We start from the raw sequence: 21,477 nt of genomic DNA on the forward strand, positions 1-21,477 counted from the left end.
GGGGTGGTGTTGTCACCTCGGCGGCGTCACGGTGGAGGCCGGCCGGAAGCCCGGGCGGGACTGCCCCGGGTGAGCGCCGCGCCCGCCCCGGCCCGCCTCGTAGAATCGCCGGGTGAACGCCCCCGCACCCCCGGCCGAAAACCTCCGTGCCGCTCTTGCCGGTCTGCTCGACGGGCTGCCGCCACGGCAGGCCTCGCAGGCGGTCGAGCGGCTGATCGCCAGCTACCGGGGGGCCACCCCGACCGACGCTCCCATCCTCCGGGACCGGGCCGACGTCGCCGCCTACGCCGCCTACCGGATGCCCGCGACCTTCGAGGCCGTGCGCGCCGCGCTGGAGGCGTTCGCGGACGCCGTGCCCGCGTGGGTGCCGGGCGGGCACACCGACCTCGGTGGGGGCACGGGCGCCGCCGCCTGGGCCGTGAACGCGGTCTGGGGCGGGGAGCGGCCCGTCACCGTGCTCGACTGGGCCGAACCGGCGCTCGCCCTGGGGCGGGAGATCGCCGCGGCCAACCCGGAGCTGCGGGACGTACGCTGGCAGCGCTCCCGGATCGGAGCGGCGCTCACCCTCGACAGCACGGACCTCGTCACCGTCTCCTACGTCCTCAACGAGCTGACCGCCGCCGACCGCGCCGCCCTCGTCGACGCCGCCGCGGCCGCCGCACAGGCCGTCGTGATCGTCGAGCCCGGCACCCCCGACGGCTACGCCCGCCTCATCGAGGCCCGCGACCGGCTGATCACGGCCGGTTTCCGCATCGCCGCCCCCTGCCCGCACAGCGCCGCCTGCCCCATCGCACCGGGCACGGACTGGTGCCACTTCTCCGCCCGGGTCAGCCGCTCCTCCCTGCACCGCCAGGTCAAGGGCGGCTCCCTCGCCTACGAGGACGAGAAGTTCGCCTACGTCGCCGCCGCCCGCTTCCCCGTCGAACCGGCCGCCAACCGGGTCGTCCGGCGCCCCCAGATCCGCAAGGGCCAGGTCCTCCTGGACCTGTGCCGGAGCGAACCGTCCCTGCGCCGCGCCACCGTCACCAAGCGCCACGGCGACCTGTACAAGGCCGCCCGGGACGCCGACTGGGGAGACGCCTGGCCGCCCTCGTCCTAGCCCTGACCCGCCCAGCGGACCAGGGCGTCCTCCGCCCACTTCCGGTCGGCCCGGGACAGGTCGGCGAGGTCGGCCCCGTGGTTCCCGCCCGGCACCCACAGCACCCGTGAGTCCGGACCCCCGGGGCGGAAGTGCTCGGCCACCGACGGGTCCTGGGTGCCGTAGAGGAACAGCAGCCGGCTGCCGCGCCGCCGGACCCAGCGGTCGATGTCGGGCATGGCGGCCCGGTCGAAGCGCAGGGGGACGTCCCGGGGGACGAAACTGCGCGGCTCGGCGGCGCCCGGGTGGCGGAGCAGATCCGCGAGGTGCGCGGCGGGGAAGCTGCCGTACCCGAGCTGGGTGCCGATCTGGAACCAGTACGGGATGTAGTTCCGGGCGGTCGTGTCGGCGTACAGCTCAAGGCCCGCCGTGTCGTCCAGCCAGGTGTACAGCTCCTCGGACGTCGCACCGGGGCCGGGGATCGCGGCGACGTCGGCCGGGGTGCCGCGCTGCCAGAACATGAACGGCGCGCGCAGGGCGGCGATTTCGAGCGCCTTGTCGGCGCCGCCCACGAGCCGGAAGGTGTCGCCGGAGGCGGCCGCCCATGCCTCATAGCGGGCGGCCAGCTCGGTCCGGCGCAGCAGGATCGCCCGCTGGGCCGCCTTCAGGGCCTCGCGGGCCGCGGGGGTGCCGACCGTCTCCAGGAAGCGGAGGTACGCGGAGTCGTCGCGGTCGTCGGTGTTGTTCGGGGCCGAGTAGACCACTGTGCCGTTCACGTCGTGGGGATGGAAACGGCGGTGGTACACGCTCGCCATGCCGCCCTTGCTGCCGCCGGTGGAGATCCACGTGCCGGGGTAGAGCCGGCGGAAGAGCCGGACGACGCGGTGGTGGTCGTCGGCGGCCTGGCGGATCGTGAGGTGGGCGTAGCCGGGGTCCGTGGGGCGTGAGGAGCCGAAGTAGCGGTGCTCCACCTGGAGTTGGTTGGCGCCGAGCAGAACGGCCGGTTCGGTCCGCCGCGGGGTGAGGACCGCGTGGTAACCCGTGCTGAACAGCACGGTGGGCTGGCCGGCGGCGGTGTGGAGCAGGGTGAGGCGCTGCTCGAAGGTGCCCGCGGCGGGGTTCGTGTGGTCGACCGGCTGGCGCAGGCCCAGGACGAAGTGCCGGTAGCCGGGTTCGGCGTCCTGCCGCTCCTCGATCAGGCGCAGTCCGGGAAGGGCCCGTAAGGCGTCGGCCACGTCGGCGTCCCCGGTGCGGGCCGTCGCTGCCGCCGCCCGCGCGGGCGGGGCCGCCGCGGTGACGAGGCCCGCCGCCGGGAGAGCCGTGGCCGCCGCTGACGTGAGCAGCCGTCGTCTTGTCCATGCGGTCATGAGGCGAGTCCTGCGGTCATGAGGTGAATCCTCCCGGGAGTCCGTGCGGCGGATGTGCGCCGGTCGCGGGCCGCGACCGCCTCAGTACATCCGCCGCACGTCCCGGGAGGATCCCGCGCGCGGGGGTCCGCTCTCCCTCGCGCGGGGGAGGCTCACGACTGCTCGCCGGCCGCGCTCTCCTCCCGTCCTTCCCTCTGCTGTCGTTGCTGCTGGAGTGTGCGCAGCAGTTCGCGCTTCTGCGCCTGCGGGTCGAGACCGCTGCCGATCCGGCCGGCCCGGCCGCCGCCGCGCAGCGCCTTGCGACCGAGGTTCCGGCGCGATCCGCCGACACCCAGCATGTTTCCGGCTCCGCCTCGGGTCATCCCGGGCTCCTTCCCTGATTCCGACGTCGCGACGAGACGGTTCGTCTCGCACATGTCGCTCCACTGTCCGCGAGACGCTCCGTCTTGTCAACCTGATAAATTCGATGCATGGCCGCCCAGAAATCCGCCCAGCCCGCCCCCGGCAAGCCCGCCCCCGACTCCACCCGGCGCAGCGAGAAGTCCCGCCGCGCCATCTACGACGCCGCCCTCGCCCTCGTCGTCGAGATGGGCTACCCCAAGACCACCATCGAGGGCATCGCCGCCCGCGCCGGTGTCGGCAAGCAGACGATCTACCGGTGGTGGTCGTCCAAGGCGGACGTCCTGATGGAGGCGTTCCTCGACCTGGCCGAACAGGCCGTGCCGGAGGCCGGGCCGGAGCCGTACGTCTTCCCGGACACCGGCGACCTCGCCGCCGACGTCAAAAGCGTCCTGCGGGCCACCGTCGACCAGATGCGCGACCCCAAATTCGATGTGCCCTCCCGCGCGCTCGCCGCCGAGGGCGTCGTCAACGAGCAGCTCGGGCGCGAGCTCGTCGCCAAGCTGATGCGGCCCTCACTGGACCTCTACATCGGCCGGCTGCGCGCCGCGCAGGAGGCCGGCCAGGTGCGGCCCGAGATCGACCCGCGCATCGCCCTGGAGTTCTTCATCTCCCCGCTCGCCCAGCGCTGGCTCCAGCACACCGGCCCGATCTCCCACGAGTACACCGACACCCTCGTCGACTACGCCCTTCACGGCCTGGCCCCGCGCTGAGCGGCCCGGGCCAGGCGCCCCGGCGCGTCCGTGATCACGCCGCCACAGCCCAGCGCCAGCACCCGGTCCCGCTGCGCGTCCGTCAGCACGGTGTGCGCCCACACCCGCGCGATCCCCGAGTTCACCGCCCGCACCAGGTCCGCGTCGCGCGCCCGGTGGTCCACGTCCAGCAGGTCCACGAACGACCGCCAGCGCTCCGGCCGGTCCGTGCGCAGCTGCTGCGCCGAGCGCCACAACTGCGCGAGCAGCCCGAGGCGGTGGACGCGCCGGGCCACCTCCGGGTCGTTGGAGTTCACGAACACCGAGCGGGTCAGACCGCGGGCCCGGATCAGCGCGGCCAGCCGGTCCAGGCTCCGCGGGTCCTTCGCCTCCAGCATCAGCACGATCCGTCCGCCGAAACGATCCAGCACCTCGGCGACCGTCGGCGGCCGCTCCGACCGCCAGCTCCCCGGGAGCCTGTCCTTCGGGCGCAGCCGTACGCCCTGCCACTCCCGGGCGTCCAGACCCCCCACCGCGCCGCCCAGGTAGGTGGTGCGGTTCAGGGTCTCGTCGTGGAACACCACCGGCGTGCCGTCGCGCAGCAGCCGCGTGTCGAAGTCCAGCACCTGCGCCGTCCCGCGCTCGTAGGCCGTCGTCAGCCCCGCCATGCTGTTCTCGGGGACCTCATGGGCGCCACCGCGGTGCGCGACGTACGTGATCCGGGGCAGGGCCGCCACGGTCAGCGGACCCGCGCCCCACTCCAGCGGGGCCGGGGTGCGGCCGCCGGGGCCCGTGAGGGTCAGTGAGACCACGGAAGCCGCGGAGGCCAGACCCGTCAGCGCGATCCATGTGACCATGGCGACCACGGTAGGACGCCATGTCATGGCAAAGCGGGCAATGACACCCGATCACGGTGGGAAGCGGCGTTCGCGGCTTCTCCTCCCTTCGCACGCCGGCTGTACGTTGCGCCCTTCCTGTCCTGGATGGTGGGCACTGGCCCCCCGGTGCGCGGGAAGATGGGACGATGAGGCATGCTGTTCCGCACGACGGCGAGGCGAGGGGATAGATGAGCGCGGAGTTCGGCGGCCGGACCGGCCTGCAGGGCAAACTCACCCAGTGGCTGCGCGCCGGGCGCCGGCCGAAGGAGACCGCCGGGGACGGCGGCCGTGAGGCCCTGCTGCTCGCCGCCGTCGGCGCGGGACTGCCCCTCGCGCCCGCGGCCCACCCGGCGGCGGGGTACCGCTGCTCCTGCGACCGGGTCGGCTGTCCCACCCCCGCCCGGCATCCGGTGTCCTTCGCCTGGCAGACGCAGTCGACCACCGACCGCGGCCAGATCGAGCGCTGGGCCCGCCATCAGCCGCAGGCCAACTTCATCACCGCGACCGGCATGGTGCACGACGTCCTCGACGTGCCCCTCGACGCCGGTCGCGACGCGTTGGAGCGGCTGCTCGCCGCCGGTGTCGAGGTCGGGCCGGTCGCCGAGAGCGACGACGGCCGCCTCCTCTTCTTCACGCTCACCCGCGGCACGCCCGAGGACGAGGACGAGTGGTGGCCGTGCGAACTGGACTGCCACCCCGAGACGGCGGACGAGCACCCCGGGCTGCGCTGGCACTGCCGGGGTTCCTACGTCCTCGTACCGCCGGCGCGGCTGCCCGGTGAGGACCAGGCGGTGCGGTGGGTCCGCGGCCCGGAGCACGCGCTGCCGGATCCGCTGAGCCTGCTGGAGGTGCTCACGGAGGTCTGTGCGCGCCACATCGGTGAGGACGCGGACCACTCCGCCGGAGCGGGCTGGCCCCTGCGCCACTGAGGCCCTCTACGAGCCGACCGCCGACGTCAGGCCCTGGATCCTGCCCAGGATCGTCACCTTGCCCTGGCCCCTGGGGTCCAGCGCCACCTCGTTGGAGACGAACTCCATCGTGAAGGACTGCTTGATCTCGCCCTTCGTCAGGGCGAGAACGTCCTTGTTGGGGGTGGGGACGGACGTGCCCGCGTAGGCGGTCTGCTTCTCGAAGTGACGTGTGGTGAAGAACACCAGCGCCCCGCCGTCCGCCGTGCGCAGCGCCAGAGGGGCGTAGTCGCCGTTCGTCAGCGGCTCGTCGATGTACTGGGTGACCATGCCCGGCTTCTTGGCGTTCTTCTGGCGCGCGGCACGCCACTGGCTGGTGTGGGGGCCGTCCGTGAAGGTCTCTCCGCCGTCCTTCAGATACGTCGTGTACGCCCGGCTCAGGTCGCCGGGGTCCGTGGCCAGGTCGGTCGAGTTCACGGGGACGGGCTCGGCCCAGCCGTCGGCGTCCTTCTTGAACTGCGGGACCTTGCCCGGGGCGACGAGCGTCAGATACGCCACCTGGAACGGGGCGTCCAGGCTGCTGCGGGTGAACACCAGCAGCCAGCGGGCGGTGCCGCCCTTGTTGCCGGCCGCGTCGACGACGAACCAGCGGGGCCAGCCGGCCTTCTTGGGGATGGTGAACTTCGCGTCCGTCAGCGTCAGCGGGGTGTGGTTCGGGTTGCCGTCCGGGTTGTTCGCCTTCCCGGCCTTGAGGCGGGCGGAGTCGATGTCGGCGAGGGCGCCGGTGGTGTGGTCGGCGTCCAGAGTGCCGTCGTAGGCCTTGTCGGCCTCGTTGTACGCGGCCGTGAACTCCTGGAGGGCCTTGGCGGCTTCGGCCCGGGTCGTGGACGGGAGGATCTCACGCTCGCCGTGCACGACGACGCATCCACTGGCCGTCAGCGACAAAGCGGTCGCCGAGGTTGCTATGAGGGCGCTCCGGGCGGGCCTGCGGAGCGATCGAGGGTCGCGATCCCTGCTCATCGGGTACCTTCACCTTCCCCTTTCCGGAGGCGAACCCTACCGGGTGCCTCCGGAGTTCGGCCGGGGGGTGGGGTGGGCGCGCTCGCCCGACACCGCTATGCGAAACGGTCCAGTGGTTCTGCCGCATAGGTGTGGTCGGGCAACTGCACATCGGTGAGCTCGAAGCGCTCCGGACCGTGGCCGACGTCGCGCCTGATGACGATGCCCGCGCGGCGCGTCGTGACATGGAGGACCGGGTTTCCTTCCGCGTCCACACTGTTGAGCAGGGTGTACCGGCGCAGCTTGTTACGCCTGCGCTGGACGTACATCCCGAAGACGGCGACCACGAGCACGACGGCGAGCCCGCCGAGGAACTCCGGCATCGCGTCCCGGAAGATGCTCATGCCGGCCTCGCTGATGCCGAGATGCTGATCGGGGGCCGGCCTCGCACGGCCCGACCGGACGTCGCCATGGACAGCACCAAGGGGGATGCACTTCATGGCCTAGTAGTCCCTGAGGACCCGAGACCGACTGGGATGCTGAAGTTTACGCAGGGCGTTTCCGTAGACCTTCCTGACGGCGTAGAGCGTAAGGCCGCACTCCTCCGCCACCTTCTTCTGGCTCTTGCCCTCCATGACGAGTGCGGTGATCACCTGATCCTCCCTCCGGCTGAGGGTGTCGAGGACGGCTTGCACCTGCTCGGCGAGGAGAACGCGGGTGGTGGCCTCGACCGGGTCCTCGTCGTGGTTCGGGAAGTCGAGAGGCTGGTCGGACAGGAGAGCCAAGGGGATGCCCTTCAACTGGGTCTCCCAGGCCGGGCGGTGAAGCCGGTGCTGATGAGACGCGTCCAGGCGGAGCTGGGTGACGGTGTCGAGGACCACGGAGAGCTGGTTGTCGACGCGGTTGCGGACCCAGTTGTTCTCGAGCAGAGCGGCGGTCGCGCCGTCCACACGGGTGTCGGACGGGTCGAGTCCGAGCCATCGCTCGACGAACCAGCGGACGGTGGCGATGTCGCCGTCGAGCGCTGCCCCTCGGGCCAGCAGGGCGGATGCCAGCGTCACACGGGCCAGCTCACCCGTCGTGCCGCCCGCCCGGTACGCCAGGTCGCACCAGCGTCGCAGGACGGCGCGCAGTGCCGGGACGACATCGCGGTCGTCGTCCCAGTCGAGATGCAGCACGGCTGGGAGGGCCGGCCGGATGCTCAGATGCAGGCCGACCGTGGTGCCGTCGCTCTCGGCCGGAGAAGGCAACGGCGCGCGGACGGTCCGCAGCAGAGCTTCGGCCGGGTTGGAAAGAGCCGCCCAGACCTGGTGACGCTCGGGACCGACGAGGTTGAGCTTCTTGTACGCCCGGACAGCCTTCGTGGTGACAGCGATGTTGGCCTTCTTGGCAGCGGGCGCGGCCTGGCCGGCTCCGTACTGCCGGAGGTAGCCGACGCCGTCACTGGAGTCGGCGAGGAGACCCCAGACCGGTTCCAGAACCGGGCCGAGGTTACGGGCGACCTTGTGCGCACCGGTGATCACGGGGCCGCTCTCCAGCCGCTGAAGGTGCTGACGGACCAGTATGAGCTCGGCGATCAGGTCCCGTTCAGCCGACGATCCGGCCGACGTCGTCGCCGTTGTGGTACCGGCCTTGGCCATCTGTGCTCCTCGTTCCGCGGACCCTGCGGGCCCTCCTGCTTATAAGGGCGAAAAGCGAAGGGACGCGGTGAACCGCTTCGACCAGCGAAGACGCAGCCCCCAAGACGGTCACTTGGGATAACAGGCGGGAGGGTGGCCGTACCATCCGAAGCATGGAGCCCGATCCCCACGAGGTGCTCGACGACTGGCTGAAGCGTGCCCCTCTCGGACAACGCAGCCGCGACGCGTACCGTTCCGAGGTGAACGCCTGGCTCGTCCACATCGGTGCCCGCGTCTGGTCAGCCGATCGCCAGGACGTCGACGCCTGGTCAGCGGCCGGCGCCAAGCCCCGTACCAAAGCCCGCCGTGTCTCATCGCTCCGCGGCTTCTACCACCATGCCCAGACCTACGACGCCTTCATCGACAACCCCGCCGAGCGCGATCTCCGGCCTCGCGTCACGCACCTGCCCCCCGGCAGGCCGGCGCTCGACGACTCCCAGGCCGTCCTCTTCCTGAGTGCCCTCGACCGCTACCGCGGCCCTCTGCCCCAGCGCACCCGCGCCCTCGGCCATCTGATCCTCGGCATGAATCTCCGTGCGCACCAAGCCGTCGCCCTCGACCTCAGCGACTGGAGGGCGGATGGGCACCTCACCGCTCGTGTCCGGCTCAAGGGCGGCGGCAGCGAAACCCGTTCCGTGCCACTTCCCGTCGCAGCCGCGGTCGATGACTACGTCCCTCACCGCCGAACGACGGCCCCCCACAGCTTTCCGGACGCCGGCCCCCTGCTCACCAGCAGCCGCGGTCGTCGCCTCGACAGCCGTACCACCCCCACCGGTCTGATGCGAGCCGTGGCCGCCGGTCATCCCCTCCTGGCCGGCATCGCGGCCACCGTGACCTGTGACGGACTCGCCGCCACCCGCAGCCCGTTCGCCGGCGCGTGAAGCGGCGGTGTGCTGTCGCCGCACACCCCCTGGCGCACGGTGTGCGTCCTGACCGGCGAGAATGCCCCTCGTGACTGACTACGACGTGCTCCGCGTCTTCTGCGGGCCGAACGGCGGGTACGGCAACGAACTCGGGGTCGTGCGTGAGGGATCCGTGATGCCCGGGCGGGACGAACGGCAGGCGTTCGCCGCGAAGACCGGATTCAGCGAGACCGTGTTCGTCGACGATCCCGAGCGCGGAGTGATCGACATCTACACCCCGACGCTGCGGCTGCCCTTCGCCGGGCACCCCTGCGTCGGCACGGCATGGCTGCTCGACGTGCCCGAACTGATCACGCCCGCCGGCGTGGTCGGCGCCCGGCAGGACGGGGAGTTCTGCTGGATCGAGGCCCGGGCGGAGTGGGTGCCGCCGCGGACCCTGCGCCGGTACGGCAGTGCCGCCGAGGTCGACGACCTGTCCGTGCCGCCGCCGGGGGAGTGGGTGTACGCCTGGGCGTGGGAGGACGAGTCCGCAGGGCGGATCCGGGCCCGGGCCTTCCCGGGCCGCGACGACGGCATCGACGAGGACGAGGCGACCGGGGCCGCGGCCCTGCTGCTCACCGACCGGCTGGGCCGGGCCCTGAACATCACCCAGGGCGCCGGCTCCCAGATCCTGACCGCGCCCCAGCCGGGCGGATGGACCGAGGTCGGCGGGCGGGTCCACCTCGAACGCTGACCCGGACGGAGCGCGACCGTACGGGTGGAACAGCGTGTGTGGACGGTGGTGAACGGGGACCTCTGGGCGTGACCAAGCACCACCGCGAGAGGAATCTCATGCGCATTCGATCCGCTCTGGCCGTCGTCGCCCTGACCGCCGCCCTGTCCGCCACCGGTGCGGCGGCGGCCTCCGCCAACGACGACGCGGAGTACCGCGACGACCACCACGTGGCGTGCAGCCCGTACTTCGGTGAGCTCGAGGCCGAGACCGCCGAGATCGAGTGGGGCGGGGCCGTCTGCCACAACGGTCCGTTCGACATCTGAGCAGGACAGGTCCGGCTCCCTGCGAGCCGGTACCGGGGCCCCCTCGCCGCGCGCGAGGGGGCCCCGCCCGTTCACGCCGTCAGGGGGAACTCCTCGCCCAGCGCCTCGAACACCGCGTTGTTCAGTCCGTACGCCCGCTTGCACTCGGCCACGATCCGCTGCCGCTCCAGTTCGTCACCGGGCACCGCGTCCAGCAGCTGCGCGTAAGTCCGCTTGAAGGCGGCCGGGTTGGGGATCTCCTCGAAGACGTAGAAGCGGACGCCGTCGCCCTTCTTCGGGAAGCCCCAGTTCTTCTCGGCGGTGTCGCGGATGATCTGCCCGCCGGAGAGGTCGCCGAGGTAGCGGGTGTAATGGTGGGCGATGTAGCCGGCCGGCCAGTCGCGGGTGCACTCCGTGATCCGCTCGGCGTACTCCACGGTGGCCGGCAGCGCGTCGGCCGTCCTCCGCCAGCCGGGGCCGCGCAGGTACTCCAGGTCCCGCTCCAGCGCCGCCATGCGGAACAGCTCCGGCCGGACGAAGGGGCCGGCCACCGGGTCCGCGGCCAGCTGCCGGGCGCCGGTCTCCAGCGCGGAGTACACGAACCACAGCTGCTCCGTGTAGCGCGCGAACGCGTCGACCCCCAGCTTGTGGCCCAGCAGGTCGCCGATGAAGGTCGAGCCCCTGACCTCCTCGTGCTGCTCGCGAGAAGCGGTCCGAAGGAGCGCGGAGAAGGATTCCATGGGCCTACTTTTCCCGACGGGCTGTCGGTAAAAACCTGACCCCGCACGGGAACGGCCCGCCTCCCGGAGGAGAGCGGGCCGTGTGGTGGTGTGCGCGGAGGCCGGCTACGGCAGCGTGAGGATCTCCGCGCCCGAGTCCGTCACCACCAGCGTGTGCTCGAACTGGGCCGTCCGCTTCCGGTCCTTCGTGACGACCGTCCAGCCGTCGTCCCACATGTCGTACTCGTGCGTCCCGAGCGTCAGCATCGGCTCGATCGTGAACGTCATGCCGGGCTGGATGACCGTCGTGGCGTGCGGGCTGTCGTAGTGCGGGATGATCAGGCCCGAGTGGAACGACGAGTTGATGCCGTGCCCGGTGAAGTCGCGGACCACCCCGTAGCCGAAGCGCTTGGCGTACGACTCGATGACCCGGCCGATGATGTTGATCTGCCGGCCCGGCTTGACCGCCTTGATCGCCCGCTCCAGGGACTCCCGGGTCCGCTCCACCAGCAGCCGCGACTCCTCGTCGACGTCACCCACCAGGTAGGTGGCGTTGTTGTCGCCGTGCACCCCGCCGATGTACGCCGTCACGTCGAGGTTGACGATGTCGCCGTCGCGCAGCACCGTCGAGTCCGGGATGCCGTGGCAGATGACCTCGTTGACCGACGAGCACAGCGACTTCGGGAATCCCCGGTAGCCCAGCGTCGAAGGGTAGGCGCCGTGGTCGCACATGTACTCGTGCGCCACCCTGTCCAGCTCGTCCGTGGTCACCCCGGGGGCGATCAGCTTCGCGGCCTCCGCCATCGCCCGGGCCGCGATCCGGCCGGCCACGCGCATCGCCTCGATGGTCTCGGGCGTCTGCACCTCCGGTCCGGTGTACGGCGTCGGCGCGGGCTTGCCGACGTATTCGGGGCGACGGATGTTTCCGGGCACGGAACGGGTGGGGGACAGCTCCCCCGGTACGAGCAGCGACTGGCCAGACATGCCAGCGAGTCTAACCAGCGGCCATGGGGGAACATGTCGATGGCGAGAGGAGCTGGTCATGGCCCTGTTCAAGAAGCGCACGGTCGGCAAGCCGGGTGAGTGGTACTACTGCCTGGAGCACAAGAAGGTCGAGGAGGGGCCGGAGTGCCCCAACAAGGACCGGTTCGGGCCGTACGCCTCCCGCACGGAGGCCGAACACGCGATGGCGACCGCACGCGAGCGCAACCTCCAGTGGGAGAACGACCCCAAGTGGCACGACGCCCCGGCGGGCAGCCGGGACGACGAGAGCTGATCCCGCCCTCCGACGCCCGGGCCCGCGACAGCCGCGGACCCGGGCGTCCGCTCATGCCCTCAGGACGCCCGGACGTCACCAGCGGGCCGGCGGTGGTGCCGTCAGGTGCTCCGCCAGGCGCGCCACCCGGTCCCGGAAGCGGCGCCGCCCGCGCGGCGTCGGCAGGGCGTTCTCCCCGGCCGCAGCGCTGACCAGGTGCTGCACCGTGTCGAGGTCCAGTTCCGAACCGTCGGGCACGGCCAGGACCTCGTGCGCCAGGGACGGCAGCTCGCCCTGTCCGGGGCCGAGGGACAGGACCGTCGCTCCGGCCCGACGGGCGTCGGACACCCGTTCCGCCAGGGGTGCGGCGGGCGTCGCGGGGGCGACCACCAGCAGCGTCTCGCCCCGCCGGGCCGCCTCCAGCCGGCCCAGACCCACCGCCAGATGCGCCGGATCCGAGGGGCGTGCGCCGTGCCGCACCAGCGTCGGGGCCAGTTCCGGAGTGCCCGACCAGGCGGCCTCGTCCACCAGGTGCGCGGCGAGATGCCACGGCTCGTACTCCGGCGTGCCGACCAGCAGCAGCCCGCCCCCGTGCGACACCACCGAGCCGCGCAGCGCCCCGGCGAACCGCCGCGTCGCCCCCAGCCACTCCGTCCCGGCGAGCACTTCCCGCAGCAAAGCCACCCGAACCGCATCCATGGGAGCGCATCCTGCCCCGAACGGCCACTCGTGACGTGCGGTTCACCCCGTATTCGCCCGGGCCGGGTAAGCCGACCGGTCACCCGTACCGCCGTCGAACGACCGGAGGAACCGCCGATGACCGAGACCAGCGTCCCCTTCCGCGCCGGACAGGAGGGTTACGCCAGTTTCCGTATCCCCGCCGTCGTCGCCACCGGCACCGGTGACCTGCTCGCCTTCTGCGAAGGCCGGGTCGGCTCCCGGGACGACTTCGGGAACATCGACATCGTGCTGAAGCGCTCCACGGACGGCGGCCGCACCTGGGGCCCGCTCCAGGTCGCCGCCCGCAATGGCGACGCCCTCGCCGGCAACCCCGCGCCCGTCGTCCTCGGCACCGGCCGCGTCCTCCTCGTGCACGTACGCAACGCCGCCCTCGCCACCGAGGACGCCATCCGGCGCGGCAAGGTGAGCGCCGCGGACGGGCGCCGCGTGTGGGTGCAGCACAGCGACGACGAGGGCCGCACCTGGTCCGCGCAGAGGGAGATCACCCAGCAGACCAAGCGGCCCGAGTGGCGCTGGTACGCCACCACCCCCGGCCACGCGATCCAGCTCAGCACCGGCCGGGTCGTCGTCCCCGCCAACCACTCCCTGCCGCCCACCGGCACCGACAACGGCACCGAGGGCAAGTACAACGGCGGACACTGCCTGCTCAGCGACGACGAGGGCACCACCTGGCGGATCGGCTACGTCGACGACAACACCGACGGCTACATCAACGCCAACGAGACCACCGCCGCCGAACTCCCCGACGGTCGCGTCTACGTCAACACCCGCAACGACTCGCCCTCGCCCGGCACCCGCGCCGACGCGCACTCGGCCGACGGCGGACAGACCCTGGTGAAGCCCTTCCGTCCCCAGGCCGGTCTCACCGCCCCCGTCTGCCAGGCCGCCGTCCTGCACCTGCGCGACCCCGACCTGCTCCTGTACTCCGGCCCCGCCGACCCGGGCTTCCGCGCCCTGATGACGATCCGTGCCTCCACCGACGCCGGCACCACCTGGCGCCCGGCGTACACCGTGGACGGCCTGCCCGCCGCGTACTCGGATCTCGTACGCGCCGACGCCGGCACCGTGGGCCTGCTGTACGAGACCGGAGACTTCGGCGCCTACGAGACGATCACCTTCCGGCGGGTGCCCGTGACGGAGCTGACCTGAGCCTCCCGGCACGGTGACGCGGTCGTAGAGTCGGGGCCATGACTTCTACCGACAGTGCTGCCGCCGACCACACCCAGAAGGCCCCCGCCAAGGACCCCTGGGACCTGCCCGACGTCTCCGGACTCGTGGTGGGGGTGCTCGGCGGGACCGGGCCGCAGGGCAAGGGCCTGGCCTACCGGCTCGCCAAGGCCGGCCAGAAGGTGATCATCGGCTCGCGTGCCGCCGACCGCGCCCAGGCGGCCGCCGAGGAACTCGGCCATGGCGTCGAGGGCGCCGACAACGCCGAGACCGCCCGCCGCAGCGACATCGTGATCGTCGCCGTGCCCTGGGACGGCCACGGCAAGACCCTCGCATCCCTGCGCGGGGATCTGGCGGGCAAGCTCGTCGTCGACTGCGTCAACCCGCTCGGCTTCGACAAGAAGGGCGCCTACGCCCTCAAGCCCGAGGAGGGCAGCGCCGCCGAGCAGGCCGCCGCCCTGCTGCCGGACTCCCGGGTCACGGCCGCCTTCCACCACCTGTCGGCCGTGCTGCTCCAGGACCCGGAGATCGACGAGATCGACACCGACGTGATGGTGCTCGGCGAGGTCCGCGCCGACGTCGAGATCGTCCAGGCCCTCGCCGGCCGCATCCCCAACATGCGCGGCATCTTCGCCGGGCGGCTGCGCAACGCCCACCAGGTGGAGTCGCTGGTGGCGAACCTGATCTCCGTGAACCGCCGGTACAAGGCGCACGCGGGCCTGCGCGTCACCGACGTGTGAGCCGGTGACGGGCATGGGGGACACTGGACGGCACCAGCAGTGCCGCAGTGTCCCCCGACAGGAGTCGACCCCATGCCCCGCCTCGCCCTCTACGCCCTGATCGTCTGCGTGCTCTCCGTGGCCGCCGCCGTGGTCTCCTTCACGCGGGGCAGCTTCCTGGGGATCGTGTGGGTGCTGCTGGCGGGCCTGTCGTCCAATATGTGCTGGTACTACGCCAAGCGCGCCAAGCAGCGAAAGTCCGCCGCCGGCTGACCCGCGCCCGTCAGGACGCCGCCGAGCAGAACTCGTTCGAGCCCTGCCAGAAGCGGTACAGCTCCTGACCGCAGTACGTCTCGAAGTCGCTGATGCCGAGGGACTTCAGGATCGTGTCGATCACGTCGAAGAAGACCCCGTTCACCGCCGGCAGCCACAGCAGCGCGAACACGAACAGCAGGCCGAACGGCGCGAACGGCTCCACCTGGCGCCGGATGCCGTACGACAGCCAGGGCTCGATGACGCCGTAGCCGTCCAGGCCCGGCACCGGCAGGAAGTTCAGCAGCGCCGCCGTCACCTGGAGCAGTGCGAGGAAGGCGAGGGCGAACCGGAAGTCGTTCGGCACGCCGTCCAGCGCGTCCAGCCAGAACGGGGCGGTGCACACCACGGCGAACAGCACATTCGTCAGCGGGCCCGCCGCCGAGATCAGACTGTGCTTCCAGCGCCCCTGGATCCGGCCCCGCTCGATGAACACGGCGCCGCCGGGCAGGCCGATCCCGCCCATGATCACGAAGATCACCGGGAGCACGATGCTGAGCAGGGCGTGCGTGTACTTCAACGGGTTGAGGGTCAGGTAACCCTTCGCGCCGATGGAGATGTCACCGCTGTGCAGGGCGGTGCGGGCGTGCGCGTACTCGTGCAGACACAGCGAGACGATCCACGCCGCCGTCACGAACAGGAACACGGCGACGCCGGGCTGCTCGGCGAACCCGGTCCAGGTCGCCCAGCCCGTGACCGCCGTCACGGCGACGATCCCGACGAACACGGGACTGATCCGCCGCTCGCTGTGGCGGGTGGTGGCGGTGGTCATGGGGCTCCCTGCACTCGTCGACACGGGGGTGGAACGGCCCGACGGTACCGGGCCCGGGTGAAAAACGTCTCGCGCGGGGCGGTCGGTTCCGGGGAGGGTGGGTCCATGGGGCTGTGGCACGTGTTCTACGAGGACTGGCAGATGGAGTGCTGCGGCACCCCGTTCTCGGTCGGGGACGAGGTGAGCTGGCCGCTGCTGCTCCTGGACCCGGACACCGTGCTGGGCGGCGGCTGGCACGACCAGCTCACCGAGGTCGCCGGGCCCGTGACGGACGTGGGCGGCGTGCGGATGGTGGGGGAGGGGACGGCCCTCCCGGTCGCCCTGGGGGCGGACCCCGACGCCGAGGAGGACCGGCGCCCGGAGCCGGGGGGTTGGAACCGGACGGCCGGGCTGCTGTCCGTCGAGCGGCACGGCGCGCGGTGGCCCGAGGCCGGGGGGCTGGTGCGGGCCGTTCAAGTGCTGACCCAGTCCTGGGCCGAGACCGCGCCCGGATCGCGCCTCTACGAGCCGGTGACGGGGGAGCGCGGGCTGCGGCCGGTGGACCGGTGCCCGGAGTGGTTCAAGGAACGAGAAGGGGAGCGGGCGGCCGACGGGCGGGGACGGCGCTCGCGCGAGTCGGGGGTGGTGGTGATCCTGGAGGTGCCGGGCACGGACTCCCGCCTCTCCCACGCCGTCCGCGAGGCCCGGGGCCCTCGTGCCCCCCGTGACGCCCCGCCGCGCAGTCAACCGCCGTGACCCGCCCCCGTATCACCGGAGACAATGAGCCCGTGCACTACCGCATCCTCGGCACCACGCAGGCGCTCCGCAGTGACGGGTCGGTCGTTCCGGTCGGTGGGGCGCGGTTGCGTGCGTTGCTGACCGTGCTCGCGCTGCGGGCCGGGCGGACCGTGCCCGTGGGGCTGCTCGTCGACGAGGTGTGGGGCGGGCAGCCGCCCGCCGACGCGCCGGGGGCGCTACAGGCGCTGGTCGGGCGGTTGCGGCGGGCGCTCGGGGCGGGCGCGGTCGCCTCCGTCGCCGGCGGGTACCGGCTCGCGGCCGCGCCCGACGACGTCGACCTGCACCGCTTCGAGCGGCTGGCCGGTGAGGGGCTGCGGGCGCTGGCCGACGGCGACCCCGCCAAGGCCACCGTGGTCCTCGACGACGCTCTCGCCCTGTGGCGCGGCCCCGCTCTCGCCGACCTGCCCGACCGCACCGCCGAGGCCGCTCGTTGGGACACCCGCCGCCTGGACGCGCTCCGGGCCCGGCACGCCGCCGCCCTCGCCCAGGGCCAGGCCGAGCAGTCCCTGCCGGAGCTGACCGCCCTGTGCGACGGCCACCCCCTGGACGAGCCCCTCCAGGCCCTGCGGCTGCGCGCCCTGCGGGACGCCGGCCGTACGGCGGAGGCGCTGGACGCCTTCGAGGACGTCCGGCGCCTCCTCGCCGACCGCCTCGGGGCCGACCCGGGCCCGGAACTGCGTGCTCTGCACGCCGAGTTGCTCCGGCCAGGGGACACGCCCGTGCCCGCGTCGGCCCGGCCCGCCGGCAACCTCCGGGCCCGCCTCACCTCCTTCATCGGCCGGGAGAGCGACATCGAGACCATCCGCGGGGATCTCGCGCAGGCCCGGCTGGTCACCCTGCTCGGCCCCGGCGGCGCCGGGAAGACCCGGCTGTCCCAGGAGGCCGCGGAGACCGTGCGCGAGGCCATGCCCGGCGGTGTGTGGCTGGCCGAACTCGCCCCCGTCGACGACCCGGACGCCGTACCGGAGGCCGTGCTCACCGCCGTCGGCGCCCGGGAGACCGTGCTGTACGGCGCCGGCGCCGAGGGCATCCGCGCCGCCGTCGCCGACCGGCTCGACGCCCCCGTCGAGCGGCTCGCGGAGCACTGCTCCCGGCCCCGCATGCTGCTGATCCTCGACAACTGCGAGCACGTCGTCGACGCCGCCGCCCGGCTCACCGAGGAACTGCTGGCGCGCTGCCCGGACCTCACGGTCCTGGCCACCAGCCGCGAACCCCTCGGTGTCCCGGGCGAGTTGCTGCGGCCGGTGGAGCCGCTGCCCGAGCCGGTGGCGCTGCGGCTGCTGGCCGACCGGGGCGCGGCGGCCCGGCCCGGCTTCCGGACCGAGGACGATCCCGGGGCGTGCGCCGAGATCTGCCGGCGCCTCGACGGCCTGCCGTTGGCCATCGAACTGGCCGCCGCCCGGCTGCGGATGCTCACACCCCGCCAGATCGCCGACCGCCTGGACGACCGCTTCCGTCTCCTCACCTCCGGCAGCCGTACCGTCCTGCCCCGCCAGCAGACCCTCAGAGCGGTCGTCGACTGGTCCTGGGACCTGCTCGACGAGGAGGAACGCGACGTTCTGCGGCGGCTGTCGGTGTTCGCCGGCGGCTGCGACCTGCCCGCCGCCGAGGCCGTGTGCGGACCGGCCGCCCTGGAGGCCCTCGGCTCCCTCGTGGACCGCTCCCTGGTCGTGGCCGCCCCGCCGGACGGTTCCGCCGACGGGGAGATGCGCTACCGGCTCCTGGAGACCGTCGCCGAGTACGCCGCCGAACGGCTGGACGAGTCCGGGCAGCGCGCCGGGGCCGAGCGGGCCCATCTGACGTACTTCCGTGAACTGGCCCGCGTCACCGACCCGTTGCTGCGCGGCCCCGGACAACTCGCCGCCATCCACCGGCTGGAGCGCGAGTACGAGAACCTGCGCATCGCCCTGCGCCGCGCCGTGGTCCTGCGCGACGAACAGGAGGCGCTGTGCCTGGCGTTGTCCCTCGTCTGGTACTGGCAGATGCGCGACTTGCGCATCGAGGCCCGCAACTGGTGCCGTGAGGTGATGGCGCTCGGCCCGGACCCCTTCACCGAGCCCCTCCGCCCCGCCACGGCGGTGTGGCAGCGCTGCACCGACGCCCCGCCCCCGATGACCGGCGAGATCCTGTGGGAGGCCCGGCGCGGTATCCACCTCGCCCATCTCGCCTGCATGGACACCGAGCTGGACGCCTGGCAGAACCCGGACTCCCAGCGGAAGCTGCGCGCCATCGCCGCGACGTACGAGCCCGGACTGCCGCAGAACTGCCGGCTCCCCGGTCTGCTCTGGTTCTTCGCCGTGATGCTGACCGGCGACATGGACAGGCTGCGCGTCATCATCGACGCGTCCATCCGCACCTGCCGGCGGACCCCGGGCTTCGACTGGGAGCTCGCCTCGGGCCTGCAGATGCGGGCCAACTTCCTCGCCAACCGCACGGACTGGACCGGTGACGCCGCCCACGACGCCGACGAGTCGCTGGAGATCTACCGGCGCCTCGGTGACTCCTGGGGGACCGCCGAAGCCCTCTCCGCCCGCGCCGAGGCCCACGAGCGCAAGGGCCACCACACCCTGGCCGCCGCCGACTACGAGGAGGCCATCGCCCACGCCGAACACCTCGGTGCCCGCGCCCAGGCGGCGGTGCTCAGCGCCCGGCTGGGCAGCGCGCTGCTGGAGGCGGGCGACGACGAACGCGGTGAACGCCTGCTGCGCGAGGTGATCGCCCAGCGCGAGGACTCGCACAGCGAGGCCATGCCCGCCGCCCGCCTGTTCCTCGCCGGCTGGCTCGGCATGACGGGCCGCATCGCGGAGGCGCGCGAGCAACTGGGCCGGCTGCGGCAGGACTTCCGCATCGCCCACTTCATCGTCTTCGACGCGTACATCCTCGGCGTGGAGGCGTGGCTGGACGCCGCGGAGGGGCGGTACGAGGAGTGCCTGCTCCGGATCCGCCGGGGGATGGAGCGGGCCGCCGACCCGCTCGCCGAGGCCATCACGCCCCATCTGCGCTCGGGGTACCTGATCATCGGCGCCCGGGCCCTCGCCGCCATCGACGGCGGCGGGCGCGCCGAGGACGCGGCCCGGTGTCTGGGTGCCTTCGACGCCCTGCTGCCGCCCGGTCACATCGCCCAGCGGCAGGAGCGCGAGACCCGCGAACGCACGGAGCGGCAGGCCCGGGCGCTGCTCGGTGACCGGGCCTACGAGGCCGCGTACGCGGCGGGCGGCGGCCTCTCTCTCGACGAGGCCGCCGCCCTGCTCTGGAGGAACCCGTGAGGCGATCCGGCCGCCCGGTCAGTTCTTCGTGCGGAACTTGTGGATCGCGACGGGCGCCATCACGGCCGTGATCGCCACCGACCAGCCGAGCGTCACCCACAGGTCGTGCGCGACCGGCCCGCCCACCATCAGCCCGCGCGCGGCGTCCGCGAGGGTCGACAGCGGGTTGTAGTCGGTGAACGCCTGGAGCCAGCCCGGCATCGACGTGGTCGGCGCGAAGATCGACGAGCCGAACTGGAGCGGGAACAGCACCAGGAAGCCCATCGCCTGCACGGACTGCGCGTTCTTCAGGATCACGCCCAGGGTGAGGAACACCCACATGATCGACGAGGCGAACGCCGTGGACAGGGCCACGGCCGCCAGCAGCCCCGGCCAGTTCGTGATCTCGAACCCGACGGCCACGGCGACGATCATCAGCACGGCGGTGGCGAACAGCATCCGCAGCAGCTCCACCGAGATCTTCGCGAACAGCACCGAGCCGCGCCCGATCGGCAGCGACCGGAAACGGTCCATGACACCGGAGTTGAAGTCCTGGCTGAAGCCGGTGCCGACGCCCTGGGACAGCGTCATGCTCATCATCGCGATCATGCCCGGGATCACGTACTGCACGTACCGGTCCTGTCCGCCGCCCAGCGCCTGCCCGATCGAGCCGCCGAAGACGAAGACGAACAGCAGGGTGAAGATGACCGGCATCAGCAGCGCGTCGGCCATCGACTCCGGGTCCTTGCGGATCCACAGCAGGTTGCGGCGGATCAGGGCGCCGGTGTGGCGCAGATGGCCGCGCAGCGGGATACGGGCGTCCGTGGCGGCGTCGTTGACGGTGACGGCGCTCATACGGCGGCCTCCTGAAGGTCTTCGGCGGGCATGGCGTCCTGCGGGGCACTGGCACGGTGGCCGGTGAGGGACAGGAACACCTCGTCCAGGCTGGGCAGTTCGGTGGTGATGGAGGAGAGCGTGATGCCGCGCGCGGTGACCGCGCCGACCACGGCCGTCAGCTGCTCGTCGCTGAGGATCGGCACGAGGACGTCACCCCGGTCGGTGTCGACGGTCGTGGTGGCGAGCCCGGTGATCCCCAGCTCGTCCAGCGCGCCGGCGAGGGGCCGCAGGTGGGTGGGGTCGGCCGGGCGGATCCGCAGCGCACGGCCGCCGACCTTCGCCTTCAGCGCCTCGATCGCGCCCCCGGCGATGACCTGGCCGCGGTCGACGACCGTCAGCTCGGAGGCGAGCTGCTCGGCCTCCTCCATGTACTGGGTGGTGAGCAGCACGGTGACTCCGTCGCCGACCATGCGCTTGACCTCGTCCCACACCTCGTTGCGGGTGCGGGGGTCGAGGCCGGTGGTCGGCTCGTCGAGGAAGAGCACGGCCGGCCGGCCGATCATCGACGCGGCGAGGTCCAGCCGGCGCCGCATGCCCCCGGAGTACGTCGCCGCCGGCCGCTTGGCCGCCTCGGTCAGCGAGAAGCGCTCCAGCAGCCCGTCGGCCCGGGCACGGGCCTCCTTGCGGGGCAGATCGAGCAGCCGCCCGATCATGTACAGGTTCTCCCAGCCCGAGAGCTTCTCGTCCACGGACGCGTACTGGCCCGTGAGCCCTATCACCCGCCGCAGCTGCCGCGGCTGCCGTACGGCGTCGTACCCGGCCACGATGGCCTGCCCCGAGTCGGGCGCCAGCAGGGTGGACAGGATCCGCACCAGGGTGGTCTTCCCGGCCCCGTTCGGCCCGAGCACCCCCATCACGGTGCCCTCCCGCACCTCCAGGTCGACCCCGTCCAGTGCCTTGGTCTCCCCGTAGTGCTTCACCAGCCCCCGCACGGTGACAGCGGCGCCGCTGGTCTGTGTGTCGATTCGCGTCATGGCACAGACGGTTCCAGGA

The 21,477-nt window shown here is 72.5% G+C and carries 24 protein-coding genes; 12 read left to right on the plus strand and 12 right to left on the minus strand.

What is annotated here, in order from left to right; genetic code table 11:
• Nucleotides 1-112 precede the first annotated feature (112 nt).
• Entirely contained in the window at nucleotides 113-1,099 is a 987-nt protein-coding gene (locus GTY56_RS04145; protein WP_161362563.1) for a small ribosomal subunit Rsm22 family protein, read from the plus strand.
• Here the strand turns inward: GTY56_RS04145 and GTY56_RS04150 are convergent.
• Both GTY56_RS04150 and GTY56_RS04155 read right to left on the minus strand, forming a co-directional pair.
• Nucleotides 1,096-2,445, minus strand: coding sequence for a S28 family serine protease (locus GTY56_RS04150; RefSeq protein ID WP_161362565.1), 1,350 nt, complete (start codon nucleotides 2,443-2,445; stop codon nucleotides 1,096-1,098). The genes GTY56_RS04145 and GTY56_RS04150 overlap by 4 nt on opposite strands.
• A 152-nt stretch (nucleotides 2,446-2,597) precedes the next feature.
• Complete coding sequence (locus GTY56_RS04155; protein WP_237524376.1) at nucleotides 2,598-2,807, minus strand: DUF6243 family protein; 210 nt, start codon at nucleotides 2,805-2,807, stop codon at nucleotides 2,598-2,600.
• Nucleotides 2,808-2,915: 108 nt separating this feature from the next.
• On the opposite strand from GTY56_RS04155, the gene GTY56_RS04160 reads away from it, so the two are divergent.
• Nucleotides 2,916-3,557 (plus strand): TetR/AcrR family transcriptional regulator, encoded by a 642-nt coding sequence (locus tag GTY56_RS04160; RefSeq protein WP_161362567.1) that lies wholly within the window; start codon nucleotides 2,916-2,918, stop codon nucleotides 3,555-3,557.
• Here GTY56_RS04160 and GTY56_RS04165 read toward each other — a convergent pair.
• Nucleotides 3,536-4,393, minus strand: a complete 858-nt coding sequence (locus GTY56_RS04165; protein WP_161362569.1) for a glycerophosphodiester phosphodiesterase — start codon at nucleotides 4,391-4,393, stop codon at nucleotides 3,536-3,538. The two genes, GTY56_RS04160 and GTY56_RS04165, sit on opposite strands and share 22 nt — an antisense overlap.
• Nucleotides 4,394-4,602: 209 nt before the next feature.
• Between GTY56_RS04165 and GTY56_RS04170 the strand changes: the two genes are divergently transcribed.
• Nucleotides 4,603-5,343 carry a bifunctional DNA primase/polymerase gene (locus GTY56_RS04170; protein ID WP_161362572.1) on the plus strand — a complete coding sequence of 247 codons (741 nt, stop codon included), beginning with the start codon at nucleotides 4,603-4,605 and terminating at the stop codon, nucleotides 5,341-5,343.
• Nucleotides 5,344-5,349: 6 nt separating this feature from the next.
• Here GTY56_RS04170 and GTY56_RS04175 read toward each other — a convergent pair whose 3' ends face one another.
• The 3 genes from GTY56_RS04175 to GTY56_RS04185 all read right to left on the minus strand — a co-directional run bounded on the left by GTY56_RS04175 (nucleotide 5,350) and on the right by GTY56_RS04185 (nucleotide 7,961).
• The gene (locus GTY56_RS04175; protein WP_161362573.1) at nucleotides 5,350-6,342 is read right to left on the minus strand and encodes an SCO2278 family lipoprotein; all 993 of its coding nucleotides are present in this window, start codon (nucleotides 6,340-6,342) and stop codon (nucleotides 5,350-5,352) included.
• 95 nt (nucleotides 6,343-6,437) lie between these two features.
• Entirely contained in the window at nucleotides 6,438-6,725 is a 288-nt protein-coding gene (locus GTY56_RS04180; protein ID WP_161362575.1) for a hypothetical protein, read from the minus strand.
• 99 nt (nucleotides 6,726-6,824) lie between these two features.
• Entirely contained in the window at nucleotides 6,825-7,961 is a 1,137-nt protein-coding gene (locus tag GTY56_RS04185) for a sigma factor-like helix-turn-helix DNA-binding protein (RefSeq protein WP_161362577.1), read from the minus strand.
• Between the two features lie 152 nt (nucleotides 7,962-8,113).
• Here GTY56_RS04185 and GTY56_RS04190 point away from each other — a divergent pair, with 152 nt between their 5' ends.
• From GTY56_RS04190 to GTY56_RS04200, 3 genes are all read left to right on the plus strand, one after another.
• Complete coding sequence (locus tag GTY56_RS04190) at nucleotides 8,114-8,881, plus strand: site-specific integrase (protein WP_161362579.1); 768 nt, start codon at nucleotides 8,114-8,116, stop codon at nucleotides 8,879-8,881.
• Between the two features lie 70 nt (nucleotides 8,882-8,951).
• On the plus strand, nucleotides 8,952-9,596 hold the full coding sequence (locus GTY56_RS04195) for a PhzF family phenazine biosynthesis protein (RefSeq protein ID WP_161362581.1): 645 nt from the start codon (nucleotides 8,952-8,954) through the stop codon (nucleotides 9,594-9,596).
• 98 nt (nucleotides 9,597-9,694) lie between these two features.
• Nucleotides 9,695-9,901 (plus strand): hypothetical protein, encoded by a 207-nt coding sequence (locus GTY56_RS04200; protein ID WP_161362584.1) that lies wholly within the window; start codon nucleotides 9,695-9,697, stop codon nucleotides 9,899-9,901.
• Between the two features lie 71 nt (nucleotides 9,902-9,972).
• Here the strand turns inward: GTY56_RS04200 and GTY56_RS04205 are convergent, their stop codons facing one another.
• Together GTY56_RS04205 and map are read right to left on the minus strand one after the other, a co-directional pair.
• A complete protein-coding gene (locus GTY56_RS04205) occupies nucleotides 9,973-10,620 on the minus strand; it encodes a biliverdin-producing heme oxygenase (RefSeq protein WP_161362586.1) in 648 nt (215 codons plus the stop codon).
• 105 nt (nucleotides 10,621-10,725) lie between these two features.
• Nucleotides 10,726-11,583 (minus strand): type I methionyl aminopeptidase, encoded by an 858-nt coding sequence (map, locus tag GTY56_RS04210; protein ID WP_161362588.1) that lies wholly within the window; start codon nucleotides 11,581-11,583, stop codon nucleotides 10,726-10,728.
• Nucleotides 11,584-11,641: 58 nt separating this feature from the next.
• Here map and GTY56_RS04215 point away from each other — a divergent pair, with 58 nt between their 5' ends.
• Nucleotides 11,642-11,875 (plus strand): hypothetical protein, encoded by a 234-nt coding sequence (locus tag GTY56_RS04215; protein ID WP_031105401.1) that lies wholly within the window; start codon nucleotides 11,642-11,644, stop codon nucleotides 11,873-11,875.
• A 75-nt stretch (nucleotides 11,876-11,950) separates the two neighbouring features.
• Here the strand turns inward: GTY56_RS04215 and GTY56_RS04220 are convergent, their stop codons facing one another.
• Nucleotides 11,951-12,553 (minus strand): hypothetical protein, encoded by a 603-nt coding sequence (locus tag GTY56_RS04220; protein WP_161362590.1) that lies wholly within the window; start codon nucleotides 12,551-12,553, stop codon nucleotides 11,951-11,953.
• A 117-nt stretch (nucleotides 12,554-12,670) separates the two neighbouring features.
• Between GTY56_RS04220 and GTY56_RS04225 the strand changes: the two genes are divergently transcribed.
• From GTY56_RS04225 to GTY56_RS04235, 3 genes are all read left to right on the plus strand, one after another.
• Complete coding sequence (locus tag GTY56_RS04225; RefSeq protein ID WP_161362591.1) at nucleotides 12,671-13,744, plus strand: sialidase family protein; 1,074 nt, start codon at nucleotides 12,671-12,673, stop codon at nucleotides 13,742-13,744.
• A 38-nt stretch (nucleotides 13,745-13,782) separates the two neighbouring features.
• Entirely contained in the window at nucleotides 13,783-14,502 is a 720-nt protein-coding gene (gene npdG / locus GTY56_RS04230; protein ID WP_161362593.1) for an NADPH-dependent F420 reductase, read from the plus strand.
• A 72-nt stretch (nucleotides 14,503-14,574) separates the two neighbouring features.
• Nucleotides 14,575-14,754, plus strand: coding sequence for a hypothetical protein (locus tag GTY56_RS04235; RefSeq protein ID WP_161362595.1), 180 nt, complete (start codon nucleotides 14,575-14,577; stop codon nucleotides 14,752-14,754).
• A 10-nt stretch (nucleotides 14,755-14,764) separates the two neighbouring features.
• On the opposite strand, the gene GTY56_RS04240 is transcribed toward GTY56_RS04235, so the two are convergent.
• Complete coding sequence (locus tag GTY56_RS04240; protein ID WP_161362597.1) at nucleotides 14,765-15,565, minus strand: site-2 protease family protein; 801 nt, start codon at nucleotides 15,563-15,565, stop codon at nucleotides 14,765-14,767.
• Nucleotides 15,566-15,670: 105 nt separating this feature from the next.
• Here GTY56_RS04240 and GTY56_RS04245 point away from each other — a divergent pair, with 105 nt between their 5' ends.
• Nucleotides 15,671-16,300, plus strand: a complete 630-nt coding sequence (locus tag GTY56_RS04245; protein WP_237524377.1) for a DUF6578 domain-containing protein — start codon at nucleotides 15,671-15,673, stop codon at nucleotides 16,298-16,300.
• Between the two features lie 32 nt (nucleotides 16,301-16,332).
• Nucleotides 16,333-19,608 (plus strand): ATP-binding protein, encoded by a 3,276-nt coding sequence (locus tag GTY56_RS04250; RefSeq protein WP_346345415.1) that lies wholly within the window; start codon nucleotides 16,333-16,335, stop codon nucleotides 19,606-19,608.
• Nucleotides 19,609-19,626: 18 nt separating this feature from the next.
• Here the strand turns inward: GTY56_RS04250 and GTY56_RS04255 are convergent, their stop codons facing one another.
• Nucleotides 19,627-20,442, minus strand: coding sequence for an ABC transporter permease (locus GTY56_RS04255; RefSeq protein ID WP_161362600.1), 816 nt, complete (start codon nucleotides 20,440-20,442; stop codon nucleotides 19,627-19,629).
• Entirely contained in the window at nucleotides 20,439-21,458 is a 1,020-nt protein-coding gene (locus tag GTY56_RS04260) for an efflux ABC transporter ATPase subunit, DrrA-related (RefSeq protein WP_161362603.1), read from the minus strand. The genes GTY56_RS04255 and GTY56_RS04260 overlap by 4 nt, the downstream gene beginning before the upstream one ends.
• Nucleotides 21,459-21,477 lie beyond the last annotated feature (19 nt).

Origin of the sequence: Streptomyces sp. SID5643 (genome assembly GCF_009872555.1) — a bacterium.
In the GTDB taxonomy this organism is placed as follows: domain Bacteria; phylum Actinomycetota; class Actinomycetes; order Streptomycetales; family Streptomycetaceae; genus Streptomyces; species Streptomyces iakyrus.